General features: G+C 71.4%; 9 protein-coding genes and 2 pseudogenes. 3 read left to right on the top strand and 8 right to left on the bottom strand.

The features are described 5' to 3' along the window. From VS93_RS24415 to ychF, 4 genes and pseudogenes are all read right to left on the bottom strand, one after another. A partial coding sequence (locus tag VS93_RS24415) for a TcpE family conjugal transfer membrane protein (protein WP_046472213.1) occupies positions 1–2,411 on the bottom strand: 2,411 nt, incomplete at its 3' end. A 12-nt stretch (positions 2,412–2,423) separates the two neighbouring features. Continuing rightward, positions 2,424–2,753: a hypothetical protein gene (locus VS93_RS24420; RefSeq protein ID WP_046472214.1), complete on the bottom strand. Its 330-nt coding sequence runs from the start codon at positions 2,751–2,753 to the stop codon at positions 2,424–2,426. A 77-nt stretch (positions 2,754–2,830) separates the two neighbouring features. Next, entirely contained in the window at positions 2,831–3,838 is a 1,008-nt protein-coding gene (locus VS93_RS24425; protein WP_052745970.1) for a conjugal transfer protein, read from the bottom strand. A 427-nt stretch (positions 3,839–4,265) separates the two neighbouring features. Continuing rightward, a pseudogene (gene ychF, locus VS93_RS24430) lies at positions 4,266–5,356 on the bottom strand (redox-regulated ATPase YchF). A 336-nt stretch (positions 5,357–5,692) separates the two neighbouring features. On the opposite strand from ychF, the gene VS93_RS24435 reads away from it, so the two are divergent. Then, positions 5,693–6,643, top strand: coding sequence for an FkbM family methyltransferase (locus VS93_RS24435; RefSeq protein WP_173434365.1), 951 nt, complete (start codon positions 5,693–5,695; stop codon positions 6,641–6,643). 103 nt (positions 6,644–6,746) lie between these two features. On the opposite strand, the gene VS93_RS32150 is transcribed toward VS93_RS24435, so the two are convergent. Beyond that, positions 6,747–6,881: a hypothetical protein gene (locus VS93_RS32150; protein ID WP_236700712.1), complete on the bottom strand. Its 135-nt coding sequence runs from the start codon at positions 6,879–6,881 to the stop codon at positions 6,747–6,749. 358 nt (positions 6,882–7,239) lie between these two features. Here VS93_RS32150 and rmuC point away from each other — a divergent pair, with 358 nt between their 5' ends. Beyond that, positions 7,240–8,595 (top strand): DNA recombination protein RmuC, encoded by a 1,356-nt coding sequence (rmuC, locus tag VS93_RS24440; RefSeq protein WP_046472216.1) that lies wholly within the window; start codon positions 7,240–7,242, stop codon positions 8,593–8,595. 32 nt (positions 8,596–8,627) lie between these two features. Further along, entirely contained in the window at positions 8,628–9,179 is a 552-nt protein-coding gene (locus tag VS93_RS24445; protein ID WP_046472217.1) for a DUF6542 domain-containing protein, read from the top strand. Between the two features lie 12 nt (positions 9,180–9,191). On the opposite strand, the gene VS93_RS24450 is transcribed toward VS93_RS24445, so the two are convergent. The 3 genes and pseudogenes from VS93_RS24450 to VS93_RS24460 form a co-directional block, all read right to left on the bottom strand. Continuing rightward, complete coding sequence (locus VS93_RS24450; RefSeq protein WP_046472218.1) at positions 9,192–9,470, bottom strand: exodeoxyribonuclease VII small subunit; 279 nt, start codon at positions 9,468–9,470, stop codon at positions 9,192–9,194. Beyond that, a pseudogene (gene xseA, locus VS93_RS24455) lies at positions 9,463–10,700 on the bottom strand (exodeoxyribonuclease VII large subunit). Before xseA ends, VS93_RS24450 begins: the two are co-directional and overlap by 8 nt. 51 nt (positions 10,701–10,751) lie before the next feature. Further along, entirely contained in the window at positions 10,752–11,711 is a 960-nt protein-coding gene (locus VS93_RS24460) for a patatin-like phospholipase family protein (RefSeq protein ID WP_236700713.1), read from the bottom strand. Positions 11,712–11,725 lie beyond the last annotated feature (14 nt).

Raw genomic sequence — 11,725 nt, forward strand, 5'->3', positions numbered from 1 at the left:
GCGGCGCGGCCCGCGGGGCGGCTCTTCCGTCCCCCGTCCCCGGTTCTCCCGAGGGCGCCGTCCCCGGCCCGGTCGGCGGGCGGGTTCTCGTTGAACCACCCGGACAGCTTGGGCGGGATGGCCCCCTTGACCAGGTCTGCCTGGGCGAAGCGCGGGGGCGATGGCGGTGGGGTGTCGGTCTGGCTCAGGTGGTGGTCGAGCACGGACATGCGGTCGCCGCGCTCAGGGGGTTCGTCCTGTCCGGGGTGCGCCGCGCCTCCGGCGCCGTCCGCGGTCGGGCGGCCTTCACCGCAGTCCTCGCTTCCGCCGCTCGCGGCGGGCGGTCCGGCCGCGGGGGCGTGCTCGTCTCCGCTGTCCCCGCCCTTCGTGTCGCGGGGCCCGGGCGCGGGGCCGCCGAGGACACCGGACAGGCTCTCGTGCTCGTCCGTCCCGTGGTCGAGCTGCAGGTCCGGTTTCGCGTCCCCGGAGAGGGCGGACGGAGTACCGGACGCCGGCCCCTGGGCGTCCGCGGATTCCTCGGCGCCGCCTGATCCGCGGCCGTAGCCGGGCAGGTTCCACGGTTCCGCGTGCGGGCGGCGGCGAAGAGACCTGGGCTCCTGGTCGCGGGCCTCCTGCGGGGTGGCGGGGGCGCCAAGGCCGCGGGCCCGCCCGCGCTCGGGCGGAGGGGCCGCGGTCCGCTCGTGCCGGATCGTCCCGGAGCCGGCAGCGCTGTCGTGCTTGAGGCTCTCGTGCCCGGCCGCCTCGGGAGTGCCCTGCTGTTCTTCGGTCCCCGGGCGTGCGGCTCCGGCTCCAGGGGACTCGTTCCTCCCGCCGGGTGCGGGGGCCGCGCCCGGCTCGCGTGAAACGTCCTCCGGGGCGGCAGGAGGACCGGACAACGGGGGAAGCCCGGCCTGCGGACGGGCGCCGCCGGTCTCTTCCGAGGAGGCGTTCTCCGCGGAGGACGCCAAGGGTTCCCGGTACGGCTCGGGGGCGGCCATCATCTCTTCGGCGCGCCGGCGGGCCATCGTGTTGTCCACCGGCTCCTCACCGGCTTCGTCGTCGGCCGCGGGCGCTGCCATGGGGCCGGTGTCGCCGATTTCGTAGGCGGCCTTGGAGGACAGCGGCCACGGGGTCTCTCCGGAAGAGGTGTGCAGGCTGCTGTACCACTCCCTGTCCCGCTGCTCCATATCGAGCGAGGCCGCGAGCTCTTCCGGTGTCCGGGGCGCTCCCGGTATGGGGGCCGGCCCGTGCGCGGCACCCCGCTCGGCCGCGAGCCGCGACCGCATGTCGCTCCCCTGGCCACCCGCCGATCCGCCGGCCGGCTGCTCCTCTTCTTCGTCCTCCGGCGGCCTTGCGTCCCGCTGCGCGGGCATCCTGTGCAGGGCGAAACCGAAGTAGTTGAGGATCTTGGTCCCCAGGCCGCGGCGGTCGACGGAAGCCGCGGGCCGCTCCGTCTCGCCGTTCCGCTCCGCCGTGCTCCCGCTGGGCGCCGGGGCGGGCGCCTCCTCGGCCGGTGCGAGGTCGGGCGCGGCCGACGGAAGGGCGGTCGGTTCCGGGAGTTCGGCCGCCGGGGTCGTGGCGGGCTCATCCTGTTCCGGCTCGGGTCCGGGCCGCCGTTCGCGCGGCCCCGCGCCGGTCCCCGCACGTTCAGCGGGGACGGGGGGCACGGCCTCCGCGGCGGTCTCTGTTTCCACCGCCTCTTCGCGCGGTTCGCGCTCCTCCTCCGCCGCACCGCCGGGCCGCGTGTGCTCCTGGCGGCCGGAGGGAGCACCGGTTCCGGCCCGGGCGGTCCCGCCCTTCGCCGGGTCCGCGGGCGCCTGAGGCGCGGCGGGCGCCACCGGTTCGCCCTTCAGGGCGGATTCCCGTTCGGCCTCGGCTCGGCGGCCCTCCCGGACCCGTTCGAGCTCCTTCGGTCCGGGGGCCGGCGCCGGGAGTTCCGGGGCCTGGCCGGGGGGCAGGGCGGGCCGGGGCGGGCGGGCGCGCCCGCCCTTCTCGTCTGCTCTCTTGGTGACCTTCCGCTTCGCGGTCGCCTTTCCCGTTGGCGCCGGCAGCGGCCCGGCCGCGGGATCGCGGTGCCAGACGCGCACCGCGACGGTGATCTCGGCGGGTTCGCGTTCGGGTGCCAGGCGGGTGTAGACCCGGGCCTCGGTCAGGAAGCGCCCCTGGGAGAACAGCAGTTCGGTGAGCCGCTTGCCCTCGATGACGGGACGGGTGGCGAGAAAGGTGATGAGGCCGGGCGGGACCAGCCAGAGCACGTGCCACGGTGTGGCGAAGGGGACCCGGAGCACCCCCATCAGGGCGAACCAGACGGCGCAGACGCCCAGGAGCACACCAAGCGTGACGACCGGAAGCGGCATGGGCAGCCGGAAATCGTAGAGCTTGTACAGCCGCTTCTCGATACGCCAGATGTTGGTGTACGTGGGCAGGTCCACCTCTGCGGCCTCCTACTCGGTCGACACGCCCATTGCGCGGGCGATGGCCGTCGCGGTGACCTCGATGATCCCCGGCACGTAGAACACGATCCCGATGAAGATCGCGAGGATGATGAACTGCGCGAAACGCGTAATCTCCCGGGTGAACAGGAAGAAGATCGCCACGATCGACACGATCACCAGGAAGAGCGGGCCGAAGAAGCCCCGCAGGAAATCGGCCAGCCCTTCGGTGTTCGGGGCGTCCTCGGCGGCGGCCACGAACGCGGTTACGGTGTCAACGCCGAATACATCACTCCCGACGTGCGAAAACATAAGCGCGACACTGGAAAACAGGGGATCCATTTAGCCGCCGTCCTCCCGTGTCTCACATCTGACCTGCATGGTTCTTCAGTCTCCTTGGCTACGGCCCCGCAAAGGGTTCAGCCGGTAAACGACTGCGGGGCTCCTTGAATATCGCGCACGTACCAGTTACCGCCGTCCTTGACCACGGTCAGCTGATAAGTCTGACGCAGGTCGGCAGGGGTTTCGTCGCCGGCGTCCGCGAGCCGCCACACCACTGTGGCCGTTGCCTCCCGCACGTCGTCTCCGTTGCCCGAACCGACCGGGACGGTGACGTCCCGCACCTCGTGGAAACTCAGGGTGCCCTGGGGAAGCTCGGTAACGTGCGCGCCGGGTTCAACGTAGCGAGAAAGGTGATCGGGGGTCTCGGCGTAGGCCTCGAAGAAGCCTTCGAGGTTCTCCTGCAGTTCGTCGCGGACGTCGGTGTCGTTCTCGGGGGCGCCGTTCTCGGGGAGTTCGGCCCGGGTAGGGGCCGCGAGCAGCGCGGGCGGGCCGGAGACGACGAGAGCGGTGTCGGCGGCGGCGTAGATCGGGACGTCGAGGCTCATGGGCTCGCCGTTGACGTCGGCGCTGAGCGTGACGACGGCATTGTGGTCGTCGTGGACCTCGACGGAGACGACTTCGATGTTCTCGCCGGTGAAGTCGGCGCCGGTGGTGTCGAAGGCCGCGGCCTCACCCTCGGGGACGAACTCGGCGAGCGCTTCGGCGCGTTCCCGATCGTCGTTCGCGCTGTCGCCGGCGCCCTCACCGCCCAGGTAGACGCCGGCGAAGCGCACGGCGAACGCCGAAGCGGCAGTGGTGGGGAAGCTGGGGCCCGTGCTCTCCGGGCCGTCGTTCTCGGACGGCTGGGCGATACTGCCGCGGATGGGCATCCAGATGCCGTTGAAGAGAACCACGAGGACGAACGCCCACAGCACCGCACGGCCGACCCAGACCCACCAGCGGCCTCCGGCCCCGGCCCGAGGGTGTCGGCCGGCGGGGGTTTCGGGGGCGTAGAGAGCGTTGTCGTTCTCGCCGTAGTCGGCCGCCACGGTGTCCCCCCCGTCCTTCGAGGCGGCACCGCGTCGCGCGGTCGACCTGCCAAACATCACGCCTCCCCATCCGTGCCCGGACACACGTCCACCGGGCCGCCGCTCTTTACCGACCCTTGTCTACCCCATACCTATGGTGAGGCATTGTTCCGGATCACGACCGCCAACACGCGTCCGTGTTTCCTCTCCGGCGCACGTTCTACCCCTGACATCAAGGGGTCAACAGTGCACAACCGGGCAATGCACCGGTTAATACACTGCCAAATACTGCCACTTCTCTCGATAAGACGAGGTCAGCGCAGCAATTGCGGGTTGACCGGAAAGGGGGAAATCACTGTTCGGGTAGCCAGGGGTGGCGTTTGCGTAACCAAAACGGGACAGTGTGTCCCATTGCCCGGTGTTTACGGTAGCGCCCCATAGCCGTGACCGCGGACAGCTCGGCGTGCCGGCACGGGCCGAACGGGGAGGGTCGACCCGTGCGGGGTCACACGTTGAAGCGGAACTCCACGACGTCACCGTCGGCCATCACGTACTCCTTGCCCTCCATGCGGACCTTGCCCGCGGCGCGCGCGGCCTGCATGCTCCCGGCCTCGACCAGATCGCCGTAGGAGACGACCTCGGCCTTGATGAACCCGCGCTGGAAGTCGGAGTGGATGGCGCCGGCGGCCTCGGGCCCCGTGGCGCCCTGCTTGATGGTCCAGGCGCGCGCTTCCTTCGGTCCCGCTGTGAGATAGGTCTGCAGTCCGAGTGTGGCGAACCCGACACGGGCGAGCTGGGCGAGCCCGGATTCGGTCTGTCCCATTGACTCCAGGAGCTCGGCCGCTTCGTCGTCGTCGAGCTCGGCGAGCTCGGCCTCGATCTTGGCGTCGAGGAAGACCGCCTCCGCCGGGGCGACCAGGTCCTGCAGCTTGGCGCGCACCGCGTCGTCGGCCAGATCACCGCTGTCGAGATTGAAGACGTAGATGAACGGCTTGACCGTCAGCAGATTGAGTTCCCGGATCAGGGAGAGGTCGATGCCGGCGGCGGCGCCGGCGTGGAGGCCGCGCCCCTCGTCCAGGAGCTCCCGCGCCGCCCTCGCCGCGGCAAGGGTCTCCTGCGCGGTCTTGTCCTTGGCGTTGCGCCTGGCGTCCTTCTCCAGCCGGGGCAGCGCCTTCTCCAGGGTCTGCAGGTCGGCGAGGATCAGCTCGGTGTTGATCGTCTCGATGTCGCGGGACGGTTCGATGTCGCCGTCGACGTGGGTCACATCGGCGTTGTCGAAAGCCGGATGACCTGGCAGATCGCGTCGCACTCGCGGATGTTGGCGAGGAACTGGTTGCCCAGTCCCTCCCCCTCGGAGGCGCCGCGGACGATGCCGGCGATGTCGACGAAGTCGACCGTGGCCGGGATGACCTTGGCCGATCCGAAGAGTTCGGCCAGCGTGCCGAGCCGGAGATCGGGCACCCCCACCACACCGACGTTGGGCTCGATGGTCGCGAACGGGTAGTTCGCGGCCAGGGCGTCGTTCTTGGTCAGTGCGTTGAACAGCGTGGACTTGCCGACATTGGGCAGACCGACGATACCGATAGACAGGCTCACGAGTGTCGAGTCTAGGCGGTCCGCACCCTCGCGGTGTCCGGAGAGCCGGCTCCGGCGCAGGGTATTGGTCACCCCATGGATGGACGTTTCGGTGACACGCCGCTGATCTTTGGATGAAATGGCCTGCGGGCCGCGCCGACCTCGGAGTACGTTCGTTGACTGTCGCCTGGTCTTCGGGACCCCCGCGCTCTTGAGAAGTCTTCCTCATCCCTGTTCCGGGCGGTCGCCGGAAGGGCCACGCCCGCGGACCGGAAACGGCGGCGGAACCAACGGGGCCGTCCCCACCCGGCTCAGACACCGATCCAGGCGATTCACGCCTATTTAGGGGGATTTGCAGTGGTACCGGACCAGGTGCGGGCCTTCGTCCGTCGCCATCCGATGGTGCGCCAGGCAACCCGGAAGATCCGTGTCCGCCTGCCGCAGCGCCTCGGCGGGATCGACCCGGCCCGCGTACCGCCGAAGGTACGCAACTTCGAACTGGATCTGCCCCGCCGGGAGGGTGCTCCGCAGACCGGCCCACCGGCGCTGGACTTCTCCGTGTCGGGCGACTTCTGGGTGCCCAAGCGGCTGGAGCAGGTGGGGCTGGCCGGCTACGAGCCCGAGACGCTGGCCTGCTTCCTCGCCGTGCTGGAGCGCGCCCGCCCGGGGGCCGTGCTCGACGTCGGGGCCAACGTGGGACTCTATGCGCTGCTCGCCGCCGCGCGCAGCCGGCGGCGCGTGTACGCCTTCGAGCCGACCCCGAGCCTCGCGGAGACAGCGCGACAACTCGCCCGCGCCAACGGCCTCGACGTGGAGGTGGTGGAGCTCGCGATGAGCAACCACAGCGGGACCGCGTCGTTGAAGCTGTCGGCGAGGTCCGACGCCTCGAACTCGCTGGCCACCGGGTTCCGACCGGAGTTCGGCCGGCTGCGGGTGAACGTCGAGACACTGTCCCACTGGCGGGAGCGGGCCGAGACCGTCCCCGCCGTTCTCAAGATCGACACCGAGACAACGGAGCCCGATGTCATCGCGGGCGGACTGGAGGTGCTGCGCCGATTCCGCCCGTGGGTGTTCTGCGAGGTGCTGCCGGACCGCGGAGTGGAGGAGCGCCTCATGGCGCTGCTGGAACCGCTCGACTACACGTGGCACCACCTGTGCGGCGAACCGCCCTATCCGGCGCGCATCGCCATTGACGGCCGCGACTCCGGATCCCACCGCATGTGGCTCTTCGCGCCGACTCCCCCTTCGGGGGAGCTGTGGGAGGTCACCCGCGACTGGAGGCGGGCCCTGAAGGCGTGCGAGGCGTAGGAGGCGCGCCCCCGGTCGCGGTCCGGCGCGGGACCGGCTGGGCACGAAATCCGGACCGCGCCTCTCGCGATGAGATACGGACCGATATCCGGCTCTCTTCGTCTCAGGCCGGCACATCGACCCGCGCCGACAGCCGGATATCGGCGTAGGAGCGGCCCGCCAGGACCTCGTAGCCGCCCGGGACGAGACTCCAGCCGTGCGCGGCGGTGTCCCAGATCTCGGCCGAACGGCGGTTCACGCTGATCTCGGCCTCCGCGGTCTTCCCGGCCCTGCCTGGACCACGGTGAACCCGGCGAGCCAGCGGGCCGGGCGCTCCGGCCGGCCGGCGCCCGTCTCCGGATCCGGGGACAGGGAGAGCTGAACGACCTCGCCTCCGGAGCGCTCTCCCGTGTTCGTGACGCGTACCCGCACCGACGCCAGGCTACCGGCCCGGTGACCTCGATGACGCCGTAATCCCAGGTGGTGTAGGTCAGGCCGTGCCCGAACCAGAACGCGGGCTCGATGCCCGCACTGGTGCGGACGTTCAACGACATCCAGGCTTCTCCCTCGCGTGGCGGGAACACCGACAACACCGGAGATTGAGAGCATGGGCCGCTATGGACGGCCTTTACTTGATCTTGGTGTTGCTGATCGGAATCGCGATCGGCGTGGCCCTGGGGTGGTTGCTCGCCCGCGGCCGTACAGCGGAGTCCCGGGCACAGGCCAAAGCCGCCGAGGAGCGCGCCGCCTACATCGAGGAGCAGCTCAGTGACCGGTTCCGTGCGCTGTCCGCACAGGCCCTGGACGCCACCAACCAGCGCTTCCTCGAACTGGCCGAGGGGCGGCTGCGGGCGGTCGGCGCGGAGGCCGGGCAGGACATGGAGCAACGGCGCAAGGCTGTGGAGCAGCTCGTCGAACCGCTGAAGGAGACGCTGACCAGGGTCGAGAGCCAGCTCCGCGAGGTCGACGCCGGACGCAGGACCGCGCACGCCGAGCTCGCCAAACAGGTCGACTACGTGCGTGAGGGATCGGAGCGGCTGCGCGACCAGACCCAGTCCCTGGTGACCGCGCTGCGCCGGCCCGAGGCGCGCGGCCGCTGGGGCGAGCTGCAGCTGCGCCGGGTCGCGGAGCTGGCGGGTATGGCCGCCTACTGCGACTTCGAGGAGCAGGCCCGTGCGGACACCGGCGAGGGGATCCAGCGGCCGGACATGGTCGTGCGGCTGGCAGGAGGCAAGAACATCGTCGTGGATTCCAAGGTCTCGCTGGCGGCCTACCTGGAGGCGGTGGAGACCGACGACGCCGAAACGCGCGAGAGCCGGCTGAACGCGCACGCCAAGCACCTGCGTGCGCACGTGGACCAGCTGGCGGCGAAGTCGTACTGGGCCGCGTTCAGCCCCGCCCCGGAGTTCGTGGTGCTGTTCATCCCCGGTGAGGCGTTCCTGGCACCGGCCCTGGAACACGACCCGGACCTGCTGGAGTACGCGATGGGGCGCCGGGTGCACATCGCGACGCCGACGACGCTGATCTCGCTCCTGCGCACCGCGCAGTACGCGTGGCAGCAGGAGGTGCTGAGCGAGAACGCGCGCGCGGTCTTCGAGTTGGGGAAGCAGCTCCACAACCGGCTCGCGACCCTGGGAGGGCACATGGACGGGCTCGGCAGGGCGCTCTCGCGCACGGTCGCGGCCTACAACCAGACCGTCGGCTCGTTGGAGAGCCGGGTACTGGTGACCGCCCGCCGGTTCACGGAGCTGGGACTCGTGGACGGCGAGCTGGACCAGCCGAAAGGGGTGGACGAGCAGGCTCGGCCGCTGAGCTCGGCGGAGATGACGGCGCCGGAGGGCGCCGGCTCCGCGGACCGGGACGAGCCGGCGGACGAGCGCGCGCACGTGTACGGGGCGCCGTTCGGCGGCGCTCCCACCGACGACACCGCCCTTCGAGAAGAGGCGGATTCTTCGCCAAAAGTGACATACTAAATACCGTGAGTCGTACAAGGGAGTGCGCGGCGATGGGCAAGGCCGAGGGCCCGACCGGTTCCGGGGCACCGTTCTTCGTCCGGCAGGCGCCACGCCGCGGCCCCGCCAAGTCCGCTCGGACCGCGCCCCGGGCCGGCACGAGGACATCGGTGCGCCTCACGGGACGCGGAGGCGTTGCCGCGATCGTGCTGATCAGCCTCCTCGCCGGCTTGCTCGCCCATGCCACGGGCCTGCCGGCGATCAACGGAGTCGCTTTCACGGCCGCGTGCGTCCTCACCCCGCTGCTGGTCCGCCCCACGGACCTGCTCTCGTTGTCGGTAAGCCCTCCCCTGGCCTACTTGGTGGCCGCCCTACTCGTCGAGGGCCTGCTGGGCCTGGGCAGCGGAGGGTTCGCCCGCAGCGTCGCGATCGGTGTGGGCGGCCGCCTCGCCGACATCGCCCCCTGGCTTTTCCTGGGAACGGCGCTCGTGCTGATCATCGCCTGTTTCCGCGGCTTACCGCGCAACATCCGCGACCTCAGCGACGAGCTCAACGGCCGGACGGCACACCGCCGGCAGCCTCCTCCCCCTTCCCGCCGGCCCTGACGCCGAGGACCCCTAGAACGGCGTGTCGGCCTCCTCGGGCTGCTCCTCGCCCTCGTCCATGGCCACGGCGAGTTTGGCGCGGGCGCCTTCCAGCCACTGCTCGCAGGTCTTGGCGAGTTCCTCGCCTCGCTCCCACAGTGCCAGGGACTCCTTGAGGGTGAGGCCGCCGGATTCCAGCCGGCGCACGACCGTGTTCAGCTCGTCGCGCGCCTCCTCGTAACTCAGCTCGGGGCCGGCTCCCTCCGCGCCGTTCGTTTCCTCACTGCCCGCCGCGGCGGTGCTCTCACTCATGCCCTGCTCCTGATTCCCCTGCGGCCTCGATGTCGCCTGCTGTCGCCGTCATGCTGTCCTCCGCGAAGCGCAGGCGCAGTGTCTCGCCCGCGGTGGCCTCGGCCGCCGAGCGCACGACCGCGCCGTCGGAACGCTGCACGATCGCGTAGCCGCGCGCGAGCGTCGTGGCCGGCGAGAGCGCCAGCAGCCGGGCGCGGGTGTGCCGGAGGTCGTCAGCCGCGCGGTCCAGCGTGACGGAGACGCACCGGCGGGCGCGGTCGCGCAACCCGGTGATCTGCTCGGTCAGGCGGTCGATCTCGCGCAGCGGGCTGGCCAGCACGGGGCGGGAGCGCATTCCGGCCAGCCAGGCCTCCTCGCGCGTCAGGCCCCCTTCGATGACACGGCGCCCCCGGTCGCGCAGCTGGCGGATGAGCTGGAGCTGCTCGCCGACATCCGGGATCGACCTCTTGGCGGCGTCGGTGGGCGTGGAGGCGCGGACGTCGGCGACGAAGTCCAGCAGCGGGGTGTCCTGCTCATGCCCGATCGCGCTGACAACGGGCGTGTGGGTGGCGGAGACCGCGCGCACCAGCGCCTCGTCGGAGAACGGCAGCAGATCCTCCAGCGACCCGCCGCCGCGCGCGACGATGATGACGCGACATCGGGCTCGGAGTCGAGTTCCTTGAGCGCGTTCAGCACCTCGCCCACGGCGCGGTCCCCCTGCACGGCGACCTCGCGCACCTCGAATCGGACGGCCGGCCACCGGCGCCTCCCGTTCTCCAGGACATCGCGCTCGGCGGCGGAGTCGCGCCCGCAGATGAGCCCCACGGTGTTCGGTAGGAACGGCAGCGGCCGCTTGCGGGCGTCGGAGAACACCCCCTCGGCGGCCAGGGTCTTGCGCAGCTGTTCGAGGCGGGCGAGGAGCTCGCCCAGCCCCACGTGCCGGATCTCCAGGGCGAGCAGGGAGAACGTGCCCCGGGCGACGTAGAAGTCGGGTTTGGCGTGGATGACGACGCGGGCGCCGGGCTCCGGGGGCGGGGTGGTCGCCTCCAACACCCGGAGCGGACAGACGACGCGCGCCGACACGTTGGCGACGGGGTCGCGCAGGGTGATGAACACTGTCCCGCCGCGCCGGTTCTGCTCGGCGATCTGGCCCTCGACCCAGATCCGGCCCAGTCTGCCGATCCAGCCACCGATCGCCTGCATGACCGCACGGACCGGCTGCGGCGACTCAGCGGAGCTCTCCATTCCCATAGCAACTCAAGCGTAGAGGAGAAAGGCGACAGATCAGCGGCACCGCGCTCGTCAGCCCTCCCAGACCCGCGCCACTTCGGCCGCCGCCTCGATCGCCTGGCGCCGGCCGGCGCGGGCAGCGGGGGCACGGCGCGCCGGGTCGAGGTTGTTCCGGCCGATGGCGGCCCTGGCGTGCTCGCCGGGCGTGATCAGCACGGTCCGGGAGGCCCCCGGAAGCCGGTACAGCTGATCAGCGGGCGAGGGCAGCGGGCCGTGCCTCCGGTTGATCGGGGCGAGGACGACGACGCGGTCGTAACCTTCGGCCAGGTCGACGTTGGCGGAGGAGTGCAGTCCGCCGTCGATGTAGAGCCGTCCGCCGACCGGCACCGGCGGCCACACTCCGGGGACGGCGCAGCTGGCCATGACGGCCTCGACCAGGGTGGCGCCGCCGCGCTCGAAGACCTCGCGCCGGCCCGTCCGCGCGTTCACGGCCGTGACGCGCAGGTCCGCGGCCGGCCAAGAGTGCGAGGGCAGGCGGGCGGCGATGGCCCGGCGCCGTTCGGCGAGTGACGAGCGCGCCGAGGCGTGCGCGATCCGGCCGATCCGGGCCCGTGCCCGGGTGAGATCCTCCTCGTCGAACACCGACCAGATCATCCGGGCGATCGTGTGCTTGGACAGCCGCATCGCGACCTCGTCGCCGACAGGGCGAAGCTGCCGGGTGAACAGGCCCTCCAGCGGGGGTCCGGAGGTGACCTGCGCGCCTACAGCGGACCCGGCCGACGTGCCCACCACCAGGTCGGCCCCGGTGAGGTCGGTTCCCGCCTCGCACAGACCGGCCAGGATGCCGAGTTCCCACGCGATCCCGGTGATGCCACCTCCGCCGAGTACAAGTGCCCTGCTGGTCACGGCCGCCTCGCCCTCCGCTCTCGTGGTCTTCTCCGCGCAAGGATAGACGGGAGGGCGGCTGCGACCGCGGCGGGAAGGCGGCCTCGCGGCCAGCGGTACCGCGCCGACCGCTCCCGGCGGGCCCACCCGCGGCCCGGCGA

This window comes from Allosalinactinospora lopnorensis, assembly GCF_000981225.1.
Classification (GTDB): domain Bacteria; phylum Actinomycetota; class Actinomycetes; order Streptosporangiales; family Streptosporangiaceae; genus Allosalinactinospora; species Allosalinactinospora lopnorensis.